The 26,183-nt window shown below is 67.8% G+C and carries 17 protein-coding genes; 2 read left to right on the top strand and 15 right to left on the bottom strand.

Going from position 1 to position 26,183, the window contains the following annotated elements; translation table 11 throughout:
- The first annotated feature begins 38 nt into the window (after nucleotides 1-38).
- Nucleotides 39-2,279 carry a glycoside hydrolase family 3 N-terminal domain-containing protein gene (locus BMX85_RS00350; protein ID WP_090313549.1) on the top strand — a complete coding sequence of 747 codons (2,241 nt, stop codon included), beginning with the start codon at nucleotides 39-41 and terminating at the stop codon, nucleotides 2,277-2,279.
- On the opposite strand, the gene BMX85_RS00345 is transcribed toward BMX85_RS00350, so the two are convergent.
- The 11 genes from BMX85_RS00345 to BMX85_RS00295 form a co-directional block, all read right to left on the bottom strand.
- Nucleotides 2,276-4,243 carry a putative bifunctional diguanylate cyclase/phosphodiesterase gene (locus tag BMX85_RS00345; protein ID WP_090313547.1) on the bottom strand — a complete coding sequence of 656 codons (1,968 nt, stop codon included), beginning with the start codon at nucleotides 4,241-4,243 and terminating at the stop codon, nucleotides 2,276-2,278. The genes BMX85_RS00350 and BMX85_RS00345 overlap by 4 nt on opposite strands.
- Nucleotides 4,240-4,746, bottom strand: coding sequence for a YfiR family protein (locus BMX85_RS00340; RefSeq protein ID WP_090313545.1), 507 nt, complete (start codon nucleotides 4,744-4,746; stop codon nucleotides 4,240-4,242). Before BMX85_RS00340 ends, BMX85_RS00345 begins: the two co-directional genes overlap by 4 nt.
- Nucleotides 4,736-6,772, bottom strand: coding sequence for a TonB-dependent receptor plug domain-containing protein (locus BMX85_RS00335; RefSeq protein ID WP_229210215.1), 2,037 nt, complete (start codon nucleotides 6,770-6,772; stop codon nucleotides 4,736-4,738). The genes BMX85_RS00340 and BMX85_RS00335 overlap by 11 nt, the downstream gene beginning before the upstream one ends.
- Before the next feature lie 132 nt (nucleotides 6,773-6,904).
- Nucleotides 6,905-9,073: a glycoside hydrolase family 36 protein gene (locus tag BMX85_RS00330; RefSeq protein ID WP_090313543.1), complete on the bottom strand. Its 2,169-nt coding sequence runs from the start codon at nucleotides 9,071-9,073 to the stop codon at nucleotides 6,905-6,907.
- Nucleotides 9,074-9,136: 63 nt separating this feature from the next.
- Nucleotides 9,137-9,964, bottom strand: coding sequence for a DeoR/GlpR family DNA-binding transcription regulator (locus BMX85_RS00325; protein ID WP_090313541.1), 828 nt, complete (start codon nucleotides 9,962-9,964; stop codon nucleotides 9,137-9,139).
- Between the two features lie 95 nt (nucleotides 9,965-10,059).
- Nucleotides 10,060-11,196, bottom strand: coding sequence for an amidohydrolase family protein (locus BMX85_RS00320; RefSeq protein ID WP_090313539.1), 1,137 nt, complete (start codon nucleotides 11,194-11,196; stop codon nucleotides 10,060-10,062).
- Between the two features lie 24 nt (nucleotides 11,197-11,220).
- The gene (locus BMX85_RS00315) at nucleotides 11,221-12,186 is read right to left on the bottom strand and encodes an N-acetylglucosamine kinase (protein WP_090313537.1); all 966 of its coding nucleotides are present in this window, start codon (nucleotides 12,184-12,186) and stop codon (nucleotides 11,221-11,223) included.
- Nucleotides 12,170-13,360 (bottom strand): SIS domain-containing protein, encoded by a 1,191-nt coding sequence (locus BMX85_RS00310; protein ID WP_090313535.1) that lies wholly within the window; start codon nucleotides 13,358-13,360, stop codon nucleotides 12,170-12,172. Before BMX85_RS00310 ends, BMX85_RS00315 begins: the two co-directional genes overlap by 17 nt.
- Nucleotides 13,354-14,655 (bottom strand): D-tagatose-bisphosphate aldolase, class II, non-catalytic subunit, encoded by a 1,302-nt coding sequence (locus BMX85_RS00305; RefSeq protein WP_090313533.1) that lies wholly within the window; start codon nucleotides 14,653-14,655, stop codon nucleotides 13,354-13,356. Before BMX85_RS00305 ends, BMX85_RS00310 begins: the two co-directional genes overlap by 7 nt.
- A 25-nt stretch (nucleotides 14,656-14,680) precedes the next feature.
- Nucleotides 14,681-15,601, bottom strand: a complete 921-nt coding sequence (locus BMX85_RS00300) for an EamA family transporter (protein WP_229210214.1) — start codon at nucleotides 15,599-15,601, stop codon at nucleotides 14,681-14,683.
- Between the two features lie 8 nt (nucleotides 15,602-15,609).
- Entirely contained in the window at nucleotides 15,610-18,411 is a 2,802-nt protein-coding gene (locus BMX85_RS00295; RefSeq protein WP_090313529.1) for a TonB-dependent receptor, read from the bottom strand.
- A 243-nt stretch (nucleotides 18,412-18,654) separates the two neighbouring features.
- Between BMX85_RS00295 and BMX85_RS00290 the strand changes: the two genes are divergently transcribed.
- Nucleotides 18,655-20,112, top strand: coding sequence for a right-handed parallel beta-helix repeat-containing protein (locus tag BMX85_RS00290; protein WP_090313527.1), 1,458 nt, complete (start codon nucleotides 18,655-18,657; stop codon nucleotides 20,110-20,112).
- Nucleotides 20,113-20,129: 17 nt separating this feature from the next.
- Here the strand turns inward: BMX85_RS00290 and BMX85_RS00285 are convergent, their stop codons facing one another.
- The 4 genes from BMX85_RS00285 to BMX85_RS00270 all read right to left on the bottom strand — a co-directional run bounded on the left by BMX85_RS00285 (nucleotide 20,130) and on the right by BMX85_RS00270 (nucleotide 26,137).
- The gene (locus BMX85_RS00285) at nucleotides 20,130-20,603 is read right to left on the bottom strand and encodes a carboxymuconolactone decarboxylase family protein (RefSeq protein ID WP_090313525.1); all 474 of its coding nucleotides are present in this window, start codon (nucleotides 20,601-20,603) and stop codon (nucleotides 20,130-20,132) included.
- Nucleotides 20,604-20,715: 112 nt separating this feature from the next.
- Nucleotides 20,716-23,634: a patatin-like phospholipase family protein gene (locus BMX85_RS30715; protein WP_090313522.1), complete on the bottom strand. Its 2,919-nt coding sequence runs from the start codon at nucleotides 23,632-23,634 to the stop codon at nucleotides 20,716-20,718.
- Between the two features lie 193 nt (nucleotides 23,635-23,827).
- A complete protein-coding gene (locus BMX85_RS00275; protein WP_090313520.1) occupies nucleotides 23,828-24,700 on the bottom strand; it encodes an RNA polymerase sigma-70 factor in 873 nt (290 codons plus the stop codon).
- Nucleotides 24,701-24,838: 138 nt separating this feature from the next.
- On the bottom strand, nucleotides 24,839-26,137 hold the full coding sequence (locus tag BMX85_RS00270) for an MFS family transporter (protein WP_090313518.1): 1,299 nt from the start codon (nucleotides 26,135-26,137) through the stop codon (nucleotides 24,839-24,841).
- Nucleotides 26,138-26,183 lie beyond the last annotated feature (46 nt).

Genomic DNA, 26,183 nt, shown 5'->3' with positions numbered 1-26,183 from the left:
CGTAACTTTTTTAATTAACAAATAGCACGGAGACACGCATGACACGGAACCTGATCGCACGCTCGGCCGCAACGGCGCTGCTCGCATTGATCGCCAACGGCGCCTCGGCGGCCGACGGCGCCGCCATCCCGCAGCGGGTCGAGGCGCTGCTGCGCCAGATGACGCTGGAGGAGAAGGTCGGCCAATTGCATCAGCTGTCGGACAAGGAATTCATCACCGGCCCGGAATCGGCCGAGCGCCGCAACCTCGAGAGCGACCTGCGCGCCGGCAAGGTCGGCTCCATGCTCAACGTCAAGGGCGCGGCCGACACGCGCGCGGTGCAGGCCATCGCCATGCAGTCGCGCCTGAAGATTCCGCTGCTGTTCGGGCTGGACGTCATCCACGGCTACGAGACCATCTTCCCGGTGCCGCTGGGCGAAGCGGCGTCGTGGGACCTGGAGGCCATCGAGCAGGCCGCGCGCATCGCCGCGCGCGAGGCGTCGGCCTCCGGCATCCACTGGACCTTCGCGCCGATGGTCGACATCGGCCGCGATCCGCGCTGGGGCCGGGTGATGGAGGGCGCCGGCGAGGACGCCTTCCTCGGCAGCCGCATCGCCGAGGCGCGCGTGCGCGGCTTCCAGGGCGCCAAACTGGGCGGCACCAGCTCGGTGATGGCCACCGCCAAGCACTTCGCCGCCTACGGCGCCGCCACCGCCGGGCGCGATTACAACGCCGTCGACATGAGCGACCAGCTGCTGTACGAGACCTATCTGCCGCCGTTCAAGGCGGCGCTCGACGCCGGCGCGGCGACGTTCATGAATTCGTTCAATACGCTCAACGGCGTGCCGGCCACCGGCAGCGCCTTCCTGCAGCGCGACATCCTCAAGGGCGCCTGGGGCTTCAAGGGCTTCGTCGTCAGCGACTGGAACTCGATCGGCGAGATGGTCCCGCACGGCTACGCCGCCGACCTGTCGGACGCGGCGGCCAAGGCCATCACCGCCGGCAGCGACATGGACATGGAGAGCAACGCCTACGCCGGTTCGCTGGCGCAACTGGTCGGCGCCGGCAAGGTCGACGTCAAGCTGGTGGACGACGCCGTGCGGCGCGTGCTGACCAAGAAATTCGAGCTGGGCCTGTTCGACGACCCTTACCGCTTCTCCGATGCGCAGCGCGAAAAACAGGCCGTCAACGACCCGGCGCACCGTGCGGCCGCGCGCGCGACCGCCGCCAAGTCCATGGTGCTGCTCAAAAACGATGACGGCGCGCTGCCGATCAAACGCGGCGTCAAATCGATCGCCGTCATCGGCCCGCTGGCCGACGCCCGGCGCGACCTGGAAGGCGGCTGGATCGTCAAGTCGCACGCCGAACGCGTGGTCAACCTGGTCGACGCCATCCGCGCCCAGGCCGGATCGGGCACGCGCGTGAGCTTTGCCGCCGGCTGCGATATCGCCTGCGCCGGCGACGGCGGCTTCGCGGCCGCCGTGGCGGCGGCGCGCGACGCCGATGTCGTGGTGCTGGCCGTCGGCGAGTCGTGGGAGATGAGCGGCGAAGCCAAGTCGCGCGCCGACATCGGCCTGCCCGGACGCCAGGGACAATTGTTCGAGGCGCTCAAGGCGGCCGGCAGGACGCCGGTGGTGGTGATTCTGGCCGGCCGTCCGCTGGTGTTCGAGAACGTCGCCGAGCAGGCCAAGGCCATCCTGTACGCGTGGCTGCCGGGCAGCGAAGGTGGCAACGCGATCGCCGACGTGCTGTTCGGCGCCGTCAACCCGTCGGCCAAATTGCCGATGACCTTCCCGCGCCACCAGGGGCAGATCCCGATCACCTACCAGCAATACCAGACCGGCCGCCCGGTGACCGATCCGCGCGACGTGCTCTATAAATCCGGCTACATCGACATGCCGAACACGCCGCGCTACGCCTTCGGCCATGGCCTGGGCTACACGACGTTCGCCTACCGCGACATGAAGGTGAGCCAGGACACGATGAAGGCCGATGGCAAGATCACGCTGTCGTTCACCTTGGCCAATACGGGCGCGGTGGCCGGCACCGAGATCGTGCAGCTCTACCTGCGCGACCCGGTGGCGTCGACCGTGCGGCCGCTGCAAGAGCTCAAAGGATTCCAGAAGGTGGTGCTGGCGCCGGGCAAACAGCAACAGGTCAGCTTTACGCTGAACCGCGACAGCCTGGCCTACTTCAACCGCAAACTGCAATGGGTGGCCGAACCGGGCCGGTTCGAGCTGATGGTGGGCGCCGCCTCGAACGACATCCGGCTGCGCACCAACATCGAGTTGACCGACTAAGCGCCCGGTGGCGCCGCGCCGGACGAGCTATCCGGCTTCCGGTGGAAGCCGGCAAGGCCGGTGCGGCGGTCCAGATAGCGTTCGGCGAATGCGTCCGGCGGAACCGGCTTGCCGAGCAGGAAGCCCTGGGCGATGTCGCAGCCGGCCGCGCGCAACCAGTCCAGCTGCGCCTGTTCTTCGACGCCTTCGGCCACGACCGCCAAGCCGAAGCCGCGCGCCAGCGCCAGGATCGCGTGGACGATGGTTTCACCGCGCCGGGGCAGCAATTGCACGAAGCTGCGGTCGATCTTGAGCTGGTTGATCGGGAAGCATTGCAGGTAGGCCAGCGACGAGTAGCCGGTGCCGAAATCGTCGATCGCCAGCCGCACCCCGAGCGCGCGCGCCGCCTGCATGAAGGCGATGGCGCCGTCGACGTCCTCCATCAGCACGCTCTCGGTCAGTTCCAGTTCGAGCCGGCCCGGCGCCAGGCCGCTGTCGGCCAGCGCGCGCGTGACGTCGTCGATGAAGCCCGGCTCGCGCAGCTGGCGGGCCGACATGTTGACCGCCACCGTCAGCGTCGGGGCGCCGGCACGCTGCCACGCGGCGACCTGGTCGCAGGCGCGGCGCAGCACCCAGCGGCCCAAGTGCACGATCAAGCCGCTGTCCTCGGCGATCGGGATGAATTCGGCCGGCGACACCGGGCCGTGCTCCGGGTGGTTCCAGCGCAGCAGCGCCTCGACCCCGACCAGCGCGCCATCGGCGCAGTTGAACTGCGGCTGGTAGTGCACCGACAAGCGGTCCTGTTCGATGGCGCGGCGCAGCTCCCGTTCCAGCGCCGCGCGGCGCTGGGTGGCGGCGGTCATGGCCGGCACGAATTCGGCGAGCCGGTTGCGCCCGGCGTGCTTGGCGTGGTACAGCGCGGTGTCGGCGCTGCTCATCAGCTCACCCATGGTGCCGGCGTCGTCGGGGTACAGGCAAAAGCCCACGCTGGCGGTGGCGAAAAACTCGCCCTGCCGCAGCCGGAACGGCGCCTGCAATGCCTGCGTCACGCCGGCGGCCAGCGCCAGGGCGGCGGCGCGGTCCGGCACCGGGCCGGCGATGATCGCGAACTCGTCGCCGCCGATGCGGCCGACCAGGTCGGACGCGCGCACCGCGCCGGTCAGCGCGTCGGCCACGTGCTGCAGCAGTTCGTCGCCGACGGCGTGGCCGGCGGTGTCGTTGACCAGCTTGAAGTTGTCGAGATCCACCAGCAGCAGCGCCAGGCGCTGCCCCTGCGTCCGCGCCCGTTCCAGGTCGGCCGCCAGGCGGGCGTAGGTGGCGTGGCGGTTGGGCAGGCGCGTGACGTGGTCGGTGTGGGCCATGTAGTCGAGCTTGCGCTCGGCGGCGGCCATCCGCGCCCGCGTTTTGCGGCCCAGCACCGCCACCACCAGCATCGCCAGCAGCGAGGCGACCGTCAGCAGGCCGACATAGCGCAGCAGCACCGCGCGCAGCTTGGCGGTGCTGGTGTGCAGCACCGTGTGGCCCAGCGTGGTGTCGCGGTGGCGCACCGTGTCGGTGACGGTGATCACGCCCTCCGGGGTGGCGCCGTCGGGCGGCCGGCGCGCCGGCAGGCGGCTGTCGGGATAGGAGAATTCGGCGAACAGATTGCCGTCGTTGTCGTAGACGCCGACCGCGCGCAGGCCGGGAGCGTAGCGGAACGCGTGCAGCGCGTCGCGCGCGGCGTCGCGGTCGCGGAACATCAGCGGCGCGGTCACGCTGTCGGCCACGATCGCCGCCTGTACCTTGGCGCCGTCGATCAGCGAGTGGCGCATGTCCAGTAGCTGGTAGGCGATCAGCACGGCGCCGGCGATGACCAGCGCGGCGGCGGCGGCAATGATCTGGCCGGTGCCGAGCGCGCTGGAGATCGGCGCCGGGGCCAGCGCGCGCCCGGGCGCCGCCGCGTGCCTGGCGTCTGGCTTCGCTGCGTGCCGGACGGCGCGCTTCATCGGACGTTCCTCGCCAACCGCAGCAGGCGCGAGCTGAAGCGCAGGCCGGCGCGCGCCGCTTCGACCGTGTCGATGTCGAAGCGCAGGTGCTGGTCCTCCTCGACCAGCGCGACGGCGCCGGCGTAGCCGTTTTTCGGCTCGTCGACGATGGCGAGGATGCCGCCGGCGGCGGTGGCCGGGCGCGTGGCGCCGGCGCGCAGCACGGCGACATCGCATTGCGTCGTCGGCCCCGGCTCGATCACCGAGAGCCGGCGCTCGCCCACCGGCCTGCCGTGCAGCTTGCGCAGGCTGTCCCACAAGACGTGCGCGCTGCTCAGGCAAACGGTCAGCGGGCGCGCCGTCTCGGCCCCGGGCCAGGTGGTGAACTGGGCGATGTTGTAGACGTAGGCCGCCTTGAGCGCGGCGTCGTCGGACTGCGCCCAGCCGGCCCGCGCCAGCCCGAGCAGCGACAGCGCGGCGCACCACAGCAGCAGGCGCTTCATGGCGTTCGGTTCAGAATGCATAACCGATCTTGGCGGTGAAGGTGCGCCCCTCGCGCGCAATGGCTTCCTGCACGAACGCCGGACCGGCCGGGTCGGCGTAGCGGCGATTGGCGGCGTTGTAGAAGCTGACCGACCAATCGACTCCGCCGGCGCGCTTGCGCGCCGGCACCAGGGTCAGGTTCCAGGCGCAATAGCCGGCGGTGGCGGCGTTCTCGGTCAGGCGGTGCGACACGCACTGTCCCTCGACGCCGAGCCGCAGCGGCCCGCCTGGCGCCGCCGCCGTCCCCGGCAGCGGCCAGGTGGCGTTGAGCTTGGCCAGGTGGCGCGGCGAATTGACCGGCCTGGCGCCGTCGCCGTCGCGCACGTGCTGCCAGGCGTAGTTGGCGCGCAGCCGGGTGCCGCCGGCAAACTGGCGTTCGGCCGCCAGTTCGACGCCGTTCGCCGAGGCCCGTTCGGTATTGTCGAACATCAGCAGGCCGTCGTCGCGCAACGTTTCGGTGATCAGGCCGCCGATGCGGTAGTGGAACACCGCCACCGACAATTTGCTGTAGGCGTCCGGGCGGCGCTCCCACACCAGTTCGTGGGTGGAGATCTCCTCGGCGCGCAGACGCGGGTTGGCGGCCTGGCCGCCTTCGCTGACGCCCACCGCGTAGTACAGCTCGTAGGCGTTGGGCGAGCGGTAGGCGGTGCCGTAGAGCAGCTTGAGCGTGTCGGCCGGCGTGGCCTGCCAGATCAGCGCCGTGCGCGGATTGAAGCGGCTGCCGGTGATGCTGTCGCGGTCGAAGCGCAGGCCGGCGTTGACGATCACCGTCGGCGCCAGCCGCATCTCGTCCTCGGCGTAAGCGCCCAGGCGGTGGTCGGCGCGGCGGTCGTCGAGCAGCGACTGGTGCGGATCGAGGTCGAAACTGAACTGGTCGCGCCGCGCGTTGCGCTGCAGGTCCAGTCCCGCCACCAGCTTGTGGCCGGCGATGCCGGTCAAGGTGGCGCTGGCGTCCAGGCTGTACCAGGCGGCGTGGTCGCCGTCGACATTGACGCGGGGCAAACCCTGGTCGTCCGGATAGCTGCCCACGCCCAGGTAGTCGGCGCGGCCCCAGTTCAGGCGGGTCGACACGGCCACCGTGTCGGTGGCCGCCGCGCTGTATGACAGGCTGGCGAAGCTTTGCGCGTCGCGCGTGTAGTTGGGGGTGTTGTACACCGCGCCGAACGAGCCCGTCGGCACGCCCTTGACGCGCGTGACATGGCCGGCGCTGAAGCCCCAGCCGCCGCGGCCGGCCTTGATGAAGGCGCCGCGCATGCGCTGGTAGTCGAGGCCCTCGGCCAGGCCGTTGTTCTGGTCCGGCGTATCGAATTCGGCCGCGTACAGCGCGCCGCCGCGCCGCGTGCCCGCCTTGACCGAGAACAGCACGTCGGTGCCGTCCTGGCTGTGGTAGCCGTAGCTGGCGCGGCCGCGGCGCTCGCCCTTGCCGCCGGCCGCCAGCGTGCCCTGGGCGCCGGCCATGGCGCTGCCGCTCTTGGTGATGACGTTGATGACGCCGAACAGCGCGTTCGAGCCGTAGACGGCCGCGCCGGGGCCGGGCACGTACTCGATGCGCTCGACCAGGTCCATGTCGACCAGGCTGTCTTCGCCGATCGAGGCCTGGTCGTACACGCTGTCGTTGACGCGCACGCCGTCGATCAGCAGCAGGAAACGGCTGTCGTAGTCGCCCGGCCGCAGGAAGCCGCGCGCGCCCAGGTAATCGTAATTGCGGTCGCTCGAGACGTACAGGCCGGGCAGCGTGGCCAGCGCGGCGCCCAGGGTGCGCCAGCCGTGCTCGCGGACGTCCTGCGACGTCAGCACGGCGACCGCCGACGGCGCCTCGCTGACGCGCTGGGCGAAGCGGGAGGCCGACGTCACCATCGTGACCTCCATCAGGCTTTCCAGCGGCAGGGTGCTCAATTCCTCGGGTGGCGCCGCCGCGGCCGCGTGGGAGCGGCCAGCCTGCAGCGCCAGCATGACAAACAACGTGACGCAGCTGAAGCGCGGTGCACGGCGATCGGATGGGTTCACGATATGACTCTATTTATTGGTTTATGGAAAGTATGTTACTCCTTGTGATGGCGATAAACGCCGTTTTTTAGCATTTAAGAAATGTTCCTGTGCGCTGTAGCAACAGCGCGCACGGGCCGGGTGGCGTTCGGCTTACACGCGCACCGCCTCCAGCAGCAGCGCGTGTTCGAAGCGCAGCTTCAAGCTGGAGGTGGCGCCGCCGTGCACCTCGCCGAGGTCGCGTCCGTCGATATAGTCGCGCAGGCGCCAGCGCCCGGCGCCGAGGCCGCGGATTTCGACCGGCCCGTCCCAGCGCGGCGCGTAGAAGGCGAAATAGAGCTTGCCGTCCTTCTCCACCGCGTGGCCCTCCGGCTTGTCGAAGCCGATGTCGTACAGCTCGCCCCGGTACACGCCCTTGGGCAGCATCTTGTCGCGGTAGACGCCGATCCATTTGCGCCACTTGTCCTCGCGCTGCGGCGTCAGCAGGAAGCTGTCCTTCGGCTTGGGATCGACCGGCCAGGTGAACTTGGTCGACAGCACCGCGCCGATGCCGATGGTCGAGGCGAAATCCTCGCCGCCGTCGCTCAGTTCGACGTGGTCGCCCGCGTACGGCGCCGACGGCCCCATCAGCGCCTTCAGCGTCTTGCCCTTGTGGCGCACCTGCCACGACGACAGCGGGTCGGCGGCCGGCGCCTGGTTCATGTACGGCATGTTGTGGAACGAGTACGAGGTGCCGCACGGGCACAGCTCGACCACCGCCTTCGGGTTGATCTCCATCGCGGTGTCGTACACCATCTTCCAGAAATCCTGCAGCTTTTCGACCGATTCCTCCGGGCGCGCGTGCTTGTGGGCCGGGTTGTGGCAGGGCGCCACGCCGTTCAGGTGCTGGCCGTCGAGCTTGAGGCCCTGGTAGCCCCATTCGCCGAGGATCTTGCGCACCAGGTCGCGCGTCATGTCGATGGTGGGCTGGTAGGCCGGGCACAGGTACAGGCTGTTCCACCAGCTGACCAATTGCGGCGCGCCGTCCTTGTCGAGCAATAGCATGTCGGTGTGGGCGTGCAGCAGGTCCGAGCCGGGATCGACCGCCAGCGGCGTGATCCACAGGCGCGCCTTCAGGCCGGCGTCCTTGATCGAGCCGACCAGGCTGCGCATGTCGGCCTCGCCGCCGGGGAATTTCTTGGTGTCGATCTTCCAGTCGCCCTCGTTGGTCTGCCAGCCGTCGTCGAGCACCGCCCATTCCAGGCCCAGCTCCTTGGCTTTTTTCAAGGTGCCGACCATCAGCGGCAGCGTGAAGTCGCGCTCGTAGCCCCAGGCGCACCAGATCGGCTCGTAGCATTCGTCGGGGCAGTCGGGCGAGCGCAGCCCCCGTTCGGCCATCACCTGGCGGTAGCGGTCCAGCGCGCCGAAGTAGTCGCCCGTGTGCAGCGCCAGGAAGGTGTCGAGCGTGTCGAGCGACTCGCCCGGTTGCAGGGTCGCTTCCAGTTCGCATTCGACCGCGAGCGCGGCGCCGCCCTTGACGGCGCGCACCGGCAGCGCCACCAGGCGCGGGACGGTGTCGATATGGCCGACGGCCAGGCCGCAGTCGCGCTGCCAGACATCGGCCGCCGGCGTGCCGCTGCCGTAGTCGGAGGCGTTCATGCCCATGAAGTTGCGCTGGTCGAAGCCGGCCTTGAGCGGCTGGACCCAGTCGCGCCGGTCCAGGTGGCTGGCGCCGGAATAGGTCCAGAATTCCGCCTTGCGGCCGGCGGCCGGTTGCAGGGTGTGGCCGCTGTTGCTCCAGGCGGTGACGCCCAGCGGCGCGGCGCCGGTGTTGCGGTAGCCGACGCGGATGATGGCGAAGCCCGGATGGCGCTCGTAAAAGGTGACGTTGACGGTCTTCTCGATCCCTTCGGCGGCGATGCCGGTGAAGCGGTGGCGCACGCCGGCGCCGTGCGGGCCGTCGACGCGGTCGGCCGCCTGCGCCGTCAGCGCGTAGCGTTCGATCCAGCGGCCGTCTTTCAGGCGCAGCCTTTCGCTCGCCGCGAAGGCCGTGACGGCGGCCGCGCGCGGCGCCTGCGCGGTCAGCGCGCGGCGCAGCACCCGGCAGCGCAACTGGCCGTCGAATTCCAGCGCCATGGCGGCGTCGCCGATGCGCGCGACGTGCTTGCCGCCCGCCTGGGTGGCCGCCGCGGCGGCGTCGGCCGCCCAGGCGGTGGAGGCCACCGGCGCCGCGACGGCGGTTCCGGCCAGCCATCCGAGCAGCGTGCGGCGGCGCCGGTCGTGCCGGTTGTTGGCGTCCGTGGTGGCGTGCTGGCCGCTGGCTTTTTGATGCGCTTGCTTCATACATCTCCTCGTCTGTCTTGTAGGTGGACTGCATGGCCGGCGCACGGCGGCCGCAGCGACCGCCTACACCAGCACGACTTGCGCGCCGCGTGCCCGCAGCGCTTCGACCGTCTCCGGCGCCGCGCCGGCGTCGGTGATGATGCGGTCGACTTGTTCGATCTTTGCGATCACGGACAGGCTGCGCCGTCCGAGCTTGGACGAGTCGCCCACCGCGACCACGCTGCGCGCGATCTCCAGCATGCGCGAGTTCAGGCGCGCTTCCAGCAAATGCGGCGTCATCACGCCGATCTCCGGATCGAGGCCGTCGAAGCCGAGGAACAGGATGTCCGCGTGCAGACCCTGCAACGCCGCCTCGGCCTGCGGCCCGCCCAAGGAATACGAACTGGGCCGCAGCACGCCGCCCAGCATGATCAACGTCACGTGCGGCGCGCCGGCCAGCAGCACCGCGATGTTGAGCGCGTTGGTGATGACGTTGATCGACTGCAGCTTCAGGCCGCGTATCTGCTTGGCGATTTCCGCCGTCGTCGTGCCCGAATCGAGCACGATGGTTTGTCCCTCGCCGATCAGTTGCACGGCGGCCTCGGCGATGCGCATCTTCTCGGCGCGGCGCAAGGTTTGCTTGACGCCGATCGGCAGGTCCTCGTCGGCCCGCTGGGCCAGCGCGCCGCCGCGCGTGCGCACCACCGCGCCGATCTCGGCCAGCGCGTTCAGGTCGCTGCGCACGGTCACTTGCGAGATGTCGAACATCGTCACCAGTTCGGCCACCGTGATCCGGCCGCGCTCGGCGACCAGCTCGCGGATGTGGCGCCGCCGTTCTTCCACCAGCAGGTTGTTGTCGGCCGGGGCTTCCTTCGCTATCGCTTTCGTTTCTGTCTTCTGGGTTTTTTTCATTGCCGATCTTTCCAATTTTGCGCAAATAAAGAGTGATCCCGATAATACAGGACGCCCGGCGCGAAAAGAATCGAAAGTTCGGCGTTATCCCCCGTTCAGCCCCTGGCGGCCTTCGCCGGCGTGTTTCGCCAGGCGTCGGGGAAGGTTTTTTCGGCGTTTTTGCGGAATAGCTTGTCGATCACCGCGCGCGGCAGCTCCAGGCCGCGTACCGGCGCGTCCAGTTCCGGCACCGCCAGGCTGTCGCCGGTGGCGAAGTAGCGCCAGTCGCGGCGCCAGACGGTGTCCAGGTCCTTGGCGAAGTCGGCATCGGGCTGGGCGGACGATTGCGCCAGGTCGGAGCCGTACATCAGCCGGTCCTGATAGTTGATGAAGAACGCCCGCACGCGCCCGCGGTCGCGCTGCGACTGGTACTGCAATTGGCCGATGCGCGCGGCGACATCGACATTGACGGCGGGGTGGGCGTCCAGAAAACGCGCCAAAAGGTCGATGTCCCATTCGAGCGAGGCCAGGTGAACGCCGGTGAAGCGCAGCGTCGGATGCCTGGCCAGCAGCCGGTCGCGCGCCGCCATCTGTTGCTCGTAGCTCGGCATTTCCGGATGCCGGTACATGTGGTACGCCGGGTGGGCTTTGAAATATTCGCGGTCGCTGTTGACCGTCATTTTCTCCAGCGGCAGCCAGCAGTTGTGCGGCTCGCCCTGGTGGCCCAGCACCATGGCGCCGCGTTTCGCCAGGCCGTCGAACAGGCGGTCGAAGCGGGCGTCGTCGACCATCACCAGTTTGCCGCCGGCGTCGCGCAGGTCCATGCCGATGTTTTTCCAGACCTTGACGCCGACGGCGCCGTCGGCCAGCGCGGCGTCGAGGTCTTCGAGGGTGGCGTCGGTCCAGCCGGGCCGCTCGAAACCCTTGGTCGAGAACGTCGCGGCCCAGGCGACGTCGCGTGGGTGGGCGTGCGCCAGCTTGCTGGCGACCTCGCGTTGCCGCGCCGGCGGCGGGAAGTCGGCGTAGTCGACATTGATGGTCAGCGCGCGGAAGTTGTCCTTGCGCGCCTGCGCGAGGTAGGCGGACTGGCTATCGCCGTGCAAGTGCAGGTGGGCGTCGATCTTCGGCACCTTGTCGAAGTCGGCCATCGTGTAGCTGTCGGTGGCCGCTTGCGCGGACAGCGCGGAGAATGCGGAGAGCGCGGAGAACGCGGAGAACGCGGCCAGGATGGAGCGGATGAGGGTGGAGCGCATCGGACTTCCTTTTGTATTGGGGGTTCAGGTGTGCCCGGACAGGCGCTGCAGCGCGGCGGCGTCGAGCGGCGTGCCGGCGTTGCGGGCGGCGTACAGCGCGGCGCCAAGTACTGGCGCGAACAGCGGCGCGGATACCTGGAACGGCCGGGCGCGGCCCGCCAGCGCCGTCGTCAGCGGCACCCGCAACGGTCCATCGGCGCCAACCAGCCCGCCGGTGAACGACACCGCGACCTCGACATCGTCGGCCACGCACAGCCTGGCGCGCACGGCGTCGACCAGCCCGGCCAATTCGCCGGCGGCGGCGTCGATGATATCCATGGCCTGGCGATCACCCAGCGCGGCGGCTTCGCTCACCAGCCGCGACAAACCCGCGATCCCGCTGCGTTCGCGTTTCAGATCGCCATAGACCACGCCGCACAGGTCCAGGTCTTCCTCCAGCGACAGGCGCTGGCGCACCAATTCATAGAGCTCGCCACGCGGCGCGCGGCCGTCGCTCATGCGCGAGAACAGGGCCAGCCCGGCGCGGGCGATCCAGTGGGCCGAACCCTCGTCGCTGAACAATTCACCCCAGCCGCCGGCGCGCGCCTTCTTGCCGCCGTACTCGCCGTAGGCCATCGAACCGGTGCCGGCGATGATGCTGATGCCGTCGGCGCAGGCCAGCGAGCCGGCCCAGCTGCACACCATGTCATTGCCGCAGCGGTAGCGGTCGTGGCCGAGGATGGCGCGCGGCAGCGCCTCAAGCGCGGGCATGACGGCGCGGTCCTCGCCATAGGCCGGCAAGCCGAAGAACGCCTGCGCGATGTCGCCGGGCCCGATGCCGGCGGCGGCGAACAGCGTCCGGCAGCCGCGCTCCAGCATCGCCGCGGCGCCGTCCATGCCCACTTCCAGATAGTAGGCGCTGCCTTCCCCGTGGCGGGCGCGCACGTTGCCGTCCGCGTCCACCAGTGCGAACGCGGTCTTGGTGCCGCCGCCGTCAACGCCCAGAAACATCGCTTTTCCCTTCACATGGATAGATCGTCACGCCGCGCACCACCCGGTTGACCGTGCCGGAGACGCTGGGCGTATCCGGGCGCAGGCCAAGGTCGAGCGATTGCAGCAGCGCGTAGCTTTGGCAGAATACGATATACGGCAGCGCCAGCGCCAGATCGTTGGCATCGTCCACGCCTTGCAGCAACATGCAATCACCACCCAGCGCCGGTTCGGCGATGCCGCTCAGCGCCAGGACGCGGCCGGCGCGGCCGTCGTTGCGCAGCTCGCGCAGCAGGTCCAGATCATAGCGGCGCGCGTGCGCGTCGTTCGACAGCATGACCACCACCAGGGTGCGGTCGTTGACGATGGTCTTCGGCCCGTGGCGAAAGCCCAGCGGCGAATCGAACAGCGCCACCACCTGGCCGTCGGTCAGTTCCAGCAGCTTCAGCGCGGCTTCGCGCGCCAAGCCGCGCAGCTCGTTGCTGCCGAGGTAGACGACGCGCTTGAAACGCTGCGCCACCAGCTCTTTCAGCAGCGGCAGGGCGCTTTCCAGCAGTTGCCGCGCGGCGGCCGATGGCGCTTGCACGGCGTCGTCGGCGACGGCGTCGAATGCCAGCGCGGCCGACAGCAGCATCGAGGTGAAGCTGGTGGTCATGGCGAAGCCACGGTCGTGCGTGGCCTCCGGCAGCAGGATCGCCAGCGCGTTCGAGCGGCCCTCGGCCATGCGATACAGCTCGCCGTCGGCGTTGCAGGTGATGACCAGGTGGTGCACGTTGTCGACCAATTGGTCCGCCAGCGCCACCGCCGCCACGCTTTCCGGGCTGCTGCCGGAGCGGCCGAACGAGACCAGCAGGGTCGGCACGGCCGGTTGCAGGAACGAGAGCGGGCCGGAGACCAGGTCGGTGGTCGGCACGGCCTCCGCGCGCAGCCCCTGGCGCAGCAGCGCGGGGACCAGGCATTCGCCGATGAAAGCCGAGGTGCCGGCGCCCGTCAGTACGATGCGCAGGTCCGGCCGCGCCAGCAGCGGGGCGAGGAAGGCGTCGACGTCGGCGCGCCGGCTGTCCAGCAGTTCGGCGATCTCCGGCCAGACGACACCTTGTTGTGCGACTTCGCGCGCTGTCAGCCCCGCGCCGGCCGCGTCCAGCGTGTCTTCGCCGATGCCGAGAATGCTTGTTTTGCTATCCACTACTAACATGTTTCCAACTCCTTTGTTGCGGCGCCTGCCGTGCAGGCGTCCATATATTGGCGCAGCACTTTGGCCACGCCTTCCTTGAGCAGGTCGGCCGGCCGGTTGCGCAGGCGGCCTGCGCGCACCGCCTCGTACTGGGCCGGCAGGTACTGGCTGAGCAGGGTCAGCGGCGGCGCGTGGCGTTCCAGGTAATCGATCATCGCCGTCTGCGCCTGCTGGATCGCCGGATGCGGCCAGTAATACCGAATCCGGTCGCTCAGGCTGTATTGCTGGTCGAAGCGCACCCGCACCGGATCGCCGTAGTATTTGAGCCAGTAGCCGGGTTCGGCGCGCATGGTCTCCAGCACCACGTTCTTGAAGTTCGAGCCGGGACGCCCGTCGAGCATTTCCTCCTCGATGTCGGCCAGCGCCCACAAGGTCTCGCGCAGCGCGAAGGTCAGGCCGGGGCCGACCTTGAGGATGGCGAAGTGGTCGCGCACCAGCGCCGCCAGGCTGTCGCGGATCTGGTAATCGGTGGAATGGGCCTCGTAGACCAAGGTCGCTTCGCCCTCGATGAAGCGGCTCAACTCGCGCGCCTTTTCCGGCCGGTAGTCGATCACCTTATGGTGGTCGAATTCGACGCCGGGCTGCACCACCAGGCCGACCACGCGCGGCCACGCGGCCTGCAGGCCGGCCGCGGCGAAGGCGGCGCGGTGCACGGCGCTGGTGGCGGCGGCGGCCTGCGGCGTGGTGACGGCCAGCTCGGCGAGGTCTTCGTGGGCGCCGCCCGGCACCGGCACTTCGGTGCCGACGATGTAGACCGGGGCTTCACCGCCGGACTGCTTCCAGGCGGCTTCGGCGACCGCGCACAGCCGCGCCGCGCGGCGGGCGACGATGGCGTCCGGCAGCGGCACCGGATCGCCGGCGCAGGACATCGAGCAGTCCAGGTGGATTTTGCGGAAGCCGGCCAGCACGTATTGTCCGATCAGCAGTTCGGCCTTGGCCATGGCGTCGTCGGCCGGCTGGTCCTGCCAGGCGTTGGGGCCCAGGTGGTCGCCGCCGAGCAGCACGCGCTCGCGCGCCAGGCCGACCTTGTCGGCGATGCCGTGCACGAAGTCGCGGAAGGCGGCCGGCGTCATGCCGGTGTAGCCGCCATCCTGGTTGACCTGGTTCGAGGTGGCCTCGATCAGCACCGGCTCGCCGGCGGCGGCCGCCACTTCCATGGCCGCTTCGATCACCAGCGGGTGGGCCGAGCACACCGAGTAGATGCCGGCCGCTTCGCCGGCCTTGTGGCGCCGCACCAGATTGAGAAGATATTGCATGTCAGGTTCCTTGAAGTCGGATGGTTCAGGCGGGCGGGGTGTCGTCCGGCTGCAGCGCCAGGCACAGCGCGGCGGCCAGCGACAGGCCGATGCCGGCCAGCTTGTAGCCGTTCGGCAGCGTGGCCGCCAGGGTCATGGCGATGACGGTGGTCAGCAGCGGCGCGCCGGCGTTGACCATGGGCGAGACCACCAGCGCCTTGCCGTGCCGGAAGGCGTGCACCAGGGTGAGGGCGCCGACCGCGTTGAGGATCTGCGTGACGGCGGCCAGCAGCGGTCCGCTCGGGCCGTAGTTGATCGGCTGCGAGAAGTCGGTCATGGCCAGCGCCACCGGGATGAACAGCAGCGCGCTGGCGGTCATGTAGAAGAAGATGCTCTCCGCGTCCATGCTGGCGTTGGCCAGTTTCATGAAGTACGCTTGCAGGCCCCACGCCAGCAGCACGCCGATCGCCAGCACGAACCACAACCCGTATTGCCGTGGCGCGCCGCCGGGCGTGAAGTCGAACAGCGGCAGCGCGCACACCGCCAAGACGATGCCGGCCACGCCGAGCATGCCGGTGCGCTCGCGCAGGAACAGGTAGGACAGCGCGATGGTGATCACCGGCGACAGCGAGATCAGCGGAAAGATCAGGTAGGTCGGCCCGGCCTTGACGGCGTAGAACAGGATCATCTGGCCGCCGGCGCCGAGCAGGCCGATGGTCAGCCCGAAGGCGACGGCGCGGCCGTCGCGCCGCACGCGCCAACCGTTGCGGGCCAGCACCAGCAGCGCCGGCGGCACCATCGTCAGCGCCCACACCACGTAGATCAGGGTTTCGGGAAAGCCGTTCTGGCCTGGCAGGCCGGCGAAGGCGCCCCACACGCCCCACAGCAAGGTGGTGGTCAGCGCGTAGCCGAGCCAGCCGGTGGGGCGGGGGCCGGTTTTGTTCGTCATCGTGAGCGTGGAAGTCATCGGAGCCCTTAGAATTTCACGCTCATGCCGGCGGCGTAGGTGCGGCCCCAGGTTTCGAAGCCGTACTGCGCGTCGGCGCGGCCCAGGTTGGAGCGCATGACGGCGTCGCCGAGGTTTTTGCCTTCGACGAACAGCGTGATCTTGGGCGTGACGTCCCACGACGCCGAGGCGGTGATCCAGGTCAGCGAATCGACCTTGTTCGGGAAGCCGGCGATCACGTTGGTGCTTTGCGTGTACTCGCCGGTGTAGTCGAACGAGATCGAGGCGTTGACGCCGTTTTTCTCATACAGGAAGCCGATCGACGAGGCGGTCGGCGCCACGCCTTCGAGCTGGCCGACGTACTGGCCGCCCTGGTAGGCCTTGGTCCAGGTCTTGGCGAATTTGGCGTTGATGCCGAAGCCGCTGTCGAACAGGTGCTGGACGCCGATCTCCATGCCGCGCACGCGCGCCTTGTCGCCGTTGACCGGATGGGTGACCGTGTACAGGTAGCCCGGCACGCCGATGTCGACCTTTTCGTCGGTCTGGTAGGTGACGAAATTCTTGATCTGCTTGGCGAAGACGGCCGCCGTGATCGCCGATTTCGGGCGGTAGTACCATTCGACCGACAGGTCCTGCTGCACCGCCGTCGTCGGTTGCAGGTTCGGATCGCCGACGATGTTGAGGATGTAGCTGCGGTCGAGCGTGTTGTCGGTGCGGGTCGGCGCCAGCTTGTCGAGCGAGGGGCGGGCCATGACCTTGGCCAGCGCGCCGCGCACCACGAAATCGTCGCGCGCCCACCAGCTCAGGTTGGCCGATGGCAGCAGCTTGGTGTAGCTGCCGTCCTGCGACACCGGCACGGCCGGGCTGTAGGTGACGATCGGGCTGCTGGTCGGGATGTCCGGCGTGGCGTCGTCGATGGCGACGATCTGGTCGATCGCGCTGCGCGAGCTGGTTCTGGTGCGCACCAGGCGCGCGCCGATGTTGCCGTTCCAGTTCTCGCCCGACAGTTCCAGCTGGCCGTGCAGGGTGGCGGTCTTCTCGCGCACCGAGTACGAATCGGTCGGCACGAACACCGGTTGCGACTTGCTGACGTCGAAGGTCTCGCCGGTCGGGTTGCCGCTGTCGTCGAGGACCGGCTTGCCGTCCAGGCTCTTGAGCGCGGCGAAGTAGGCCGGCACGTCGAAGCGGATGAAGCTGCCGGGGAAGCCGCCGCCGGCGTTGCGCATATAGTTCGGCAGGGTCATCGGGCTGACGACGTTGGCGCCCAGCGACGAGAAGGTGGTCGTGTACATATTGCAGTACTGGCAGGCGCCGCCGCTTTTCTCGTTGCCGATGGCGTTGCGGTCCTTCTTGCGGTTGGTGGCGCTGACGCCGAACTGCAGGCCGTCGACGTGCCAGCGGCCGTCCAGCGACAGGCGGCCGTCGAGCGTGGCGCCGTCGACGGTGTCCTTGATGTCGGTGCCGGTCAGGCCGGCGAAGTGGACGCCGTAGTCCTTGTTGCCCAGGCGGCCGGCGGCCAGTTCGGTGGCCAGGTCGCGGCCGTCCTCGAGCGTGACGCGGATGTCGGGCAGGCGGCCGTTGTTGGCGCGGTAGTAGCCGGTGTTGCGACCGCCGATGCCGGCGACGACGAAGCTATCCTTGCCGCCCGAATCGCGCTCGGACGTCGACCGGTACAAGTCTCCGGACAGCTTGAGCGCGGGAGTGGGCTTCCAGTCGCCGTGCCAGCCCAGTTGGCGGGTGTCGACCACGCGGTCGGTGGTGACGTTGCTCATTTCGGGCACCAGGTCGCTCACCGTCATGCTGGTGATCAGGCGGTCCTTGATGACCACGTCGGACCAGCGGCCCGGCGCGTGCTCGACGTAGTACGACTGCTGGTAGCCGACCTGCGGCGAGTCGAGCCGGGTGGCCAGCGCGTCGACCGTCATGCGGAACTGCGGCGTGACCTTCCATTCGAACGCGCCGGACAGCGCGGTGCGTTTCTTTTCCTCGAAGATGGAGCCGAACGAGATGCAGCAGGGCGCCAGCAGGCCGCTTTCGCCGTTGCCGATGGCGCCGTCGCCGTTGGCGTCGAAGCTGCCCGGCGAATCGGCGTTGAAGGTTTGGTAGCCGAGCGAATCGGTGCGCACGTTGCGCTTGGAGAGCACGGCGCCGACGATCACGCCCATGGTGTTGTTGTTGAAAGTGTTGCTGACGACGCCGGAGAGCTTGCCGCCGTTCTTGCGCGACAGGTCGTTGCGGTCGCCTTCGAAGCGCGCCGACGCGTGGTAGCCGGGATTGTCCATCGGCCGCGCCGAGCGCAGGTTGACCGAGCCGCCGATGCTGCCCTCCATCTGCGCCGCCTCCGCCGATTTCATCACGTCGGCGCCGCTGATCACCTCCGACGGCAGCACGTCGAAGGCGAAGTCGCGGCCGTCGCCGTCGGTGGCGAGGATGCGCTTGTTCAGCGTGACGATGTTGTAGCCCGAGCCCAGGCCGCGCACATTGATGTACTGGCCTTCGCCGCCGCGGGTGCGGGAGACCGAGATGCCGGAGATGTGGGTCAGCGAATCGGCCACGTTATCGTCCGGGAAGCGGCCCAGTTCCGTCGCCGAGATCGAATCCTGGATCACGTCGGCGTTGCGTTTCAGTTCCAGCGAGCGGGCCAGCGCGGCGCGCGCGCCGGTGACGACGACGACCGGCGCCGCTTCCTGCGCCGCGCCGGCTTGATCTTGGACCGGCGCGGCCGGTGCCGCTTGCGGTTGAACCTGCGCGTGCGCCATGCCGCACAAGGCCATCTCCACCGCCACCGCCATCAAGGTGCGCCGAAGTCCCTTGCCAATTGCTCCATCCATGCCATTCTCCTGTTTTTCTGTTGTCTGAGATGGATAGTAATAAAACGAAATCGGAAATGCAAGTAACTTTCGAAGTCTTTCGATAGGTGTTGTATCTAGCGATTGAAAAGTTGCGGATAGTGGCTTTTGCGTCAAAAAGAAATACTTCGAAAGTTTCTTGTGTTTTCTTTGTTTGCTTACTACTATGCTTTTCACGACCCGGATCAGATGGCTAGGTCGCTAACCCAACTGGAGAAATCGCCTATGAACAGTGTCAAAACCACCGTGAGCCGTGTCGTTGCCGGCCTTCTGTTGTCCAGCTGCGCCGGCGCCGCGCTCGCGGCCAGCGTCACCGTCAACCCCGGCCAGTCGATCCAGGCCGCCGTGGACCAGGCCGGCGCCGGCGATACCATCCGCGTGCTGGCTGGCACTTACGCACAAAAAGTGTCGATTTCGGCAAAATCCGGCACGGCCGGCGCCTTCATTACGTTGAAAGGCGATCCCGGCGCCATTATCAGCGGCAGCGGCTTGAGCCCGTCCGGGCGCCAGGGGCTGATCACGATCAAGAATTCGAACTATGTGCGGGTGGAAGGGTTCGAGGTGGCGGGCTTGACGTCGAGCGGCGGCAATACGCCGGTCGGCATCCTGATCGAGGGCAACGGGGCGAAGCTGCAAATCGTCAATAACAAGATCCACGACATCCGCAATACCAGCACTTGCAAGGACCCGTGCGCGGTCGGCGCCCACGGTTTGGCGGTATTCGGCACGAACGCGACCGGGGTCACCGACCTGCTGGTGCAGGGCAACGAGGTCTACAAGAACGTGCTGCAGGCCAGCGAGGCGCTGGTCATCAACGGCAATGTGGACCGCTTCGAGGTGCTGAACAACAACGTGCACGACAATAACAATATCGGCTTCGATTTCATCGGCTACGAGGGCGAGTGCTCGGGTTGCGGCGAGAACGACCGGGTCCGCAACGGCATGGTGCGCAACAACGTCGCGCGGAATAATTCGAGCTCAACCAATCCCTGGTATGGCGGGGAAGGCTCGGCCGGCGGCTTCTACGTGGATGGCGGACGCAACATCATTTTCGACCGCAACATCTCAAGCGGCAATGACATCGGCTTTGAATTCGCCAGTGAACACAGCGGCAAGGCCACCGAAGACATCGTGATGACGAATAATTTCGTCTACAACAACCGCGAGGCCGGCTTGTCGGTGGGCGGCTATTCGTCGGGCGCGGGCCAGGCGCGCCGCATCCATGTGAACAACAATTCGTTCTATAAGAACATGGGCTGGGGGACCGAGGTGGTGTTCCAGTACAAGGTGCTCGACTCGCGCTTCAGCAACAACATCTTCTCCGGCGAAGGCACGATCGCGGAAAACTATGTGGTCGAGGGTAGCGGTCACAGCGGCAACGTGTGGGGCGTCAACCTGTGGTGGGGCAGCGCGTCGGGTTCGACCAACCTGCCGGGCACGCAAGTCAAGTCCGATCCGCGTTATGTGGCGCCGCAGACCGGCAATCTGAATCTTCAGCAGGCCTCGCCGGCCATCAACGTCGGCAATCCCGGCGCCGCGCTGACCACCTGGACTTCGCCGCTGTGGGCGACGTACTTCCCGTCCGGCGCGATTCCGGTCAACGGCGTCAAGGATATCAACGGCCAGGCGCGGGTTGAAGGCGTGATCGACCTGGGCGCGGACGAGTACGGCACCGCGCCTTAACCGAGCGGCGGGGCGAATTAGAATCCCGGCGCCGGCACCTCCGGGATTTGATTGTGCAAGCTGGCGTTGATGACGTTCCAACCGCGAATGACCGCGATCGCGTAGCTCAGTTCCGCGATCGCGGTCTCGTTGAAATGTTCTTTGAGCTGGCCGAAATCGGCGTCGGTCGGCTGCTTGTGCGGCAGCGCGTTGACGGCTTCGGCCCAGTTGAGGGCGGCGCGTTCGCTGTCGCTGAAGAAGGTGGACGGCGCCTCGCGCCAGCCGGCGATGGCGTTCAGGTGGCGCGGATCGGCGCCTTGCTTGATCAAGTCGCGCCAGTGCATGTCGACGCACACGCCGCAGCCGTTGAGCTGCGACACGCGCAGGTTGACCAGTTCGACCAGGCGGATGCCCAGCGAGCTTTTCTTGACCGACGCCGACAGCGCGATCATGGCTTGCAGATTGGCCGGAGCGACCGAGTAGAACGAGGAAATGCGGGCGGTTTGCGTCATGATGATGCCTTTCGAAGGAGGAGTGGCGCACCGTGCGCCGCTCATACCCTGTTAGACGGGCCACCCGTGCCGCCTGTGACAGCGTTTGGAAAATAGTTTGCGGGGCGGCCGGTCAGCGGCGCTCCGCCTGCGTGCTGCCGCGTCCGGTTGGCGCTTCGCGGCGGATCGACACGCGCCGGGGCGGCGGGCGCGGTGTCGCCAGCGCCTCGGCGAGCCGGCTGACGAAACCGCTATCGTCGCCCCGCGCGCCGCCCCTGACCGCCGCCACCACGGCCGGACCCAGCGCCCGGGTGGCGATGTGCCGGCCCAGGCTGCGATAGCTGTCGAACTGGCTCTCGTCGAACCACTGGTCGGCCGTCGACTCGTGGGGAAACGACGGATGCAAGCGGCTGTAATTGAAGATGTCGGCGTTCTCGCCGCCGGTCAACGCCGGTTTCAGGTACAGCAGCACGCCTTGCTGGGCGCCGCCGTCGGCCTGGTGGTAGTGGATGCGGCCGTTGACGAAACTGCCGCGCGGCGCGGCGCCGGCCACGCCGGGCAGCTTGGCCACGTCCAGCGTGATCGGCACGTTGAAGTCGGTCAGGCATTTGCGGATGGCGTTGCCCAGGTCTTCGAAGCGGTCGTCGTTGTCGGAACTGGCGTCGACCACCACGATCAGCTGGCAACGCCGCCGCACCAGCTCGTACAAGCCCAGGTTTTCAAAATGGCCGCCGTCCGACAAATAGACGAAATCGGATTGCGCGTTGGTCAGTCCGAACAGTTCCTTGACGATGCAAAACAGGCCGAACGACGGCGAGGCGCGCCGCCAGGCGGCCCCGGCCGGATTGGGCGACCAGCGTCCGAGCCGCAGATTGAACAGCGTCATCAGGAAGCTCAGCGGCGGCGACGAGTGGTAGCCCATGTTCGGACTGGCGGCGGCGCCGGAGATGGCGACGGCGGTGCCCAGCTTGATGCCGTTGTCGTGGTCGTCGCCGAAGGCGCTTTGCGTGGCGTACGAGGCGCTGGGGCGAAAGCCGCCGGCCGCGCCGTTCGCGGCCGGCAGTTCGAAGCCGCAGAAAGCCGGGCTGAAAACAAAGTTGGCGGCCTTGCGGGTCTGCCACGCCAGTTCCGAGCCTTGCACCAGATTGACCGCGCTATTGAACAAATGGTAGGGCCGCGGCACGGGGCCGGCCCGCACCGGCTCGCCCGCTTCCGGACGCGGATGCAGCAGGTCGTTGAGCGGCAGGTCGTCGCCGGGATCGAACCCGGTGAACGGATGCGGCATGCGGGCTTTGTTGCTGGCGCCGAAATAGGCGCGGGCCAGGCGCAGCCGGTACATCATATAAAGCGAGAATTTGTTGATGTCGACCCGCCAGCCCAGCAGCACGGCGGCGAGCGCGCAGACGGCCATGGTCGGCACGATGTCGCGCCAGGCCAGCTTGTCGCTGAGTAGCAGATAGCGCTCGAAGAACTGCGGCAGGGCCGCCGCGTCGTCGGCGGAGGGGGGCGGCGGGGCCGGCGGCAGGCCGCCGGCGATCAAAGTCAGCAGGCCGGTGGTGAGCAGGCCGAGAAACAGCACGCTGAACGCGTACGGCGCCAGCTGCGCCACCAGCTCCAGCTTGCCGGATTTGCCCGGCTGGCCGGTCCCCTGGCCGCTGCCCGAGCGCAGGCCCAGGTAAGTGACCAGGGTGGTGAAGCCGGTGGCCAGCGACGCCGACCCGGCGTAGCGGTCGAACGCCCAGGCCAGCAGCGGCGGCAGATAGAACGTGGCGCAGCACACCACCAGCCAGGCCGCCGCCATGATCGTGGTCCAGGCGCCCTGGCGGGCCCACCATTCGCGGCTGGCGTCGCTGTACAGGCGGCCGATCAGTCCGATCATCAAGGTCATCGTCACGCCGAACACGCACAGCATGGCCGGCATGCCCAGCGTCACCAGATGGACGTTGATCAAGCCGCTCAAGGCGCTTGCGCCCAGGCTTTTGCACAACCACACCGTCAGCAGGGTGCCCACCGCCAGCGCGCCGATGGCGCACAGGGCGTGGCCCAGCGCCTCCGACCCGGTCTGGCGCCACGCGCGCGGCGAGAAGCGCCAGCGCTTTGGCGCCTCCGGCGCCAGCGCCGCGCGCCGGTTCAGCACCTGCGCCAGCAGCCAGCCGCCGCCCCAGAACAGCGAGTACACCAGGCCCGGCAACAACAGGTAGGCGGCCTCGCGGGACGGAAAGGTGAGCTCGTCCAGGTAGCGGATCATTTCGTCGCGGTACTGCACGAAGGCGATGCTGCCCAGGAAGGCGGCGATCATCAGCGGGACGCAGACGCTGCGCAGCACCCACTTCTGGTCCTGCAGCCAGCCGTAGGTTTGCAGCACCGGCCCCTTGAGCGAGATATTCAACGCCATGCTGGAGACGCACAGCAGGAAAATGAGCGCGCCCAGCGGCAGCACGACGGCGCGTTGATGGTCGCGCAGCTCGTCGACCAGCAGCAGCATCACGCGCGGCAACAGGAACAGCAGGGCCATCCAGGTCACCAGCATCGTCATGTTCAGCAGCGTGTTGCGCACATAGGTGCAGATCAGCGTCCAGGTGTCGGCGGTGAACAGGCCGCTCTTCGGCGTCAGGTAGTTGCTGTATTTGCGCAGGAATTGCACTTCCGGCGGTTCCGAGCGGGGCGCGGGACCGGCGCCGGCGCTGCGCAATTGCTTTTCCACTTCGGCCACGCCGCCCGGCTCGCCATGTATCCATTTGCTCAGCCAGCCGCCGATGTAGCCGCCGCCGGACACAGTGGACAGATAGTCGAATTTGCTCAGCAGGCCCAGGTCCGCCAGCGCCTGCAGGACGCCGAGGTTGAAGGTGGCGCTGCGGATGCCGCCCCCGGACAGCGCAAGTCCGGCGAATTGCCGCTTCGCCGCGCTGGCGTAGAGCGCCGACATCGTCGCGTCGGCGGTCTTGGGCTGGCCGGGGGCGGGCGCCGTATCCGAGGATTCGGGCGGCGTGAAGAGCGCCTGCTCGTGGGCGAACACATCGGCGAACGTGTGCGGCGTTTGTATATCAGCCATGACATCTCCCCCTTGATTTTTATCAAGTCGTTGAAGCCGCTTGCATGATAAGCATACGCCCGTCGGATGAAACAAAAACGCTTTATGATATAAAAAACATAATTGTTGTAAATGCGTGTCGGGGAAGTTGTAATTGTGATATTTTTATCGGTTGGCGAAAGCGCGCACGGCCCGCCGCCGGCCGCGCCGGCGTTCAGACCAGCGTTTGCGGAATGCCCGCCAGCTTGTCCGGATTGCGCACCACCAGCACGGCGGCGATGCGGCCGTCCTCGATGACGAACGATTGCGCCGACTCCAGCTTGCCTTCGACATAGCGCAGCAAGCCCGGCTCGCCGTTGACCCGGGCCTGGCGGTAGGCGACATTGCGGGGATGCTGGTGTTCCACCGACCAGAACACGCCCGCCACGCGGCCGGCGCCGCGCAGGATGCGCAGGAACGACTTGATCTTGCCGCCGCCGTCGGACACCAATTGCACGTCGTCGGCCATCATGGTCTTCATGGCCGCGCGGTCGCCGGCCTGGGCGGCGGCCATGAAGCGTCCCAGCAAGGCGCGATGGGTGTCCTTGGGGACGTCGAAACGCGGGGTTTGCTGCCGCACCCGCTCCTGGGCGCGGTGCACCATCTGCCGGCAGGCCGCTTCGCTCTTGCCCAGCATGTCGGCGATGTCGGCGTAGTCGTGGTCGAACACCTGCCGCATCAGGAAGGCGGCGCGCTCCTCGGGGGAGAGGCGTTCGAGCACCCACAAGAAGGCCATGGAGACCTCGCTGGCCATTTCCGCGTTGCTTTCCGGCGTGCGCTCGTCGAGCTCGACGATCGGCTCCGGCAGCCACCAGCCGACATAGGTTTCGCGCTCGGCCTGGCGGGCGCGCAGGCGGTCGATGGCCAGCCGGGTGGTGAGGGTGACCAGCCAGGCCTCGGCCGATTGCACGGCCAGCTGATCGCTGCCGTGCCAGCGCAGCCAGGCGTCCTGCACCACGTCCTCGGCGTCGGCGCGCACGCCGAGCATGCGGTAGGCGATGGCGAACAGGCGCGGTCTGAGGGTGGTGAAGGCGGCGGAGTCGGTCATGGTGTCGGCAAACGGAGTGGTCTTCCCTGCTAGACGGGCGGGCGGCGCGTTTTGTGACATCCTACCGCAACCGCCGGCCGTTGACCGCCGGGACGGGGCCCGGCGCCCCCGTCCGGACCGGCCCGGGAGCGCGTTACGTTAGTGATCCGTGTGCAGGTACGACGGCGTCTTCGGCAGGCGCATGCTGAACAGGAAGGCGATCGCCATCATCACGGTCACGTAGAGGAAGAACCAGTTTTCGTGGCCCAGGTTCTTGAACGTGAGGCCGACGAACTCCGCCGAGCCGCCGAAGATGGCGTTGGCGATGGCGTAGGAGAACCCGACACCGAGCGCGCGCACTTCCGGCGGGAACATCTCGGCCTTCACCAGCCCGCCGATCGACGTGTACAGGCTGATGATCGCCAGCGCCACCGTGATCAGCGCGAAGGCGATGTACGGGCTGGTGTTGCCGCGCAGTATGGCCAGGATCGGGTACGTCGCCAGCGCACCGAGCGCGCCGAACAGCATCATCGACTGGCGGCGGCCGATGCGGTCGGCCAGCATGCCGAACAGCGGTTGCATGCACATGTACAGGAACAGCGCGCCGGTCATGACCACGCTGGCCGTCTTGGCGGGCATGCCGGAGGTGTTGACCAGGTACTTTTGCATGTAGGTGGTGAAGGTGTAGAAGATCAGCGAGCCGCCGGCGGTGTAGCCCAGCACCGTGATGAAGGCGGCGCGATGGTTTTTGAAGATGCCCGCCAGGGTGCCGGCATCCTTGTTCTTGCTGTCTTCCGGCTTGATGGTTTCGTGCAAGGTCCGGCGCAGCATCAGCGAGACCACGGCGGCGATGGCGCCGATCACAAACGGAATGCGCCAGCCCCAGGACTTCAGCTCGGCGTCGCTGAGGAACTGTTCCAGCACCACCACGGTCAACACCGCCAGCAGCTGGCCGCCGATCAGGGTCACGTACTGGAACGACGAGAAGAAGCCGCGCTGGCCGCGCAGCGCCACTTCGCTCATGTAGGTGGCGGTGGTGCCGTATTCGCCGCCGACGGACAGGCCCTGGAACATGCGGATGATCAGCAGCAGGATCGGCGCGGCGACGCCGATGGTGGCGTAGGTCGGCAGCACGGCGATGGCGAGCGAGCCGCCGCACATCATCAGCACCGAGATGACCATCGACTTCTTGCGGCCGACCCGGTCGGCGATGCGGCCGAACATCCAGCCGCCGATGGGGCGCATCAGGAAGCCGACCGCGAAGACGGCGGCCGCCTTCAGGAATTCGGCGGTGGAGTCTCCGCTAGGGAAAAACTGGCTGGCGAAGTAGATCGATGCGAACGAGTAGACGTAGAAGTCGAACCATTCGACCAGATTGCCGGACGATGCGCTGATGATGGCGAAGACCCGCTTGCGTTTTTCTTCGGCGGTGTAGTGGGGTTGGTCAGTGGCGGCCATGGGGGCTCCTTGCGAGATGGTGGGATACTTTTGATCGCGGCGGTTT

It is taken from the genome of Duganella sp. CF517, assembly GCF_900110275.1.
GTDB lineage: Bacteria > Pseudomonadota > Gammaproteobacteria > Burkholderiales > Burkholderiaceae_D > Rugamonas.
The sequence above is the reverse complement of the archived record's forward strand: the minus strand, read 5'-3'. Positions and strand labels throughout refer to the sequence as shown.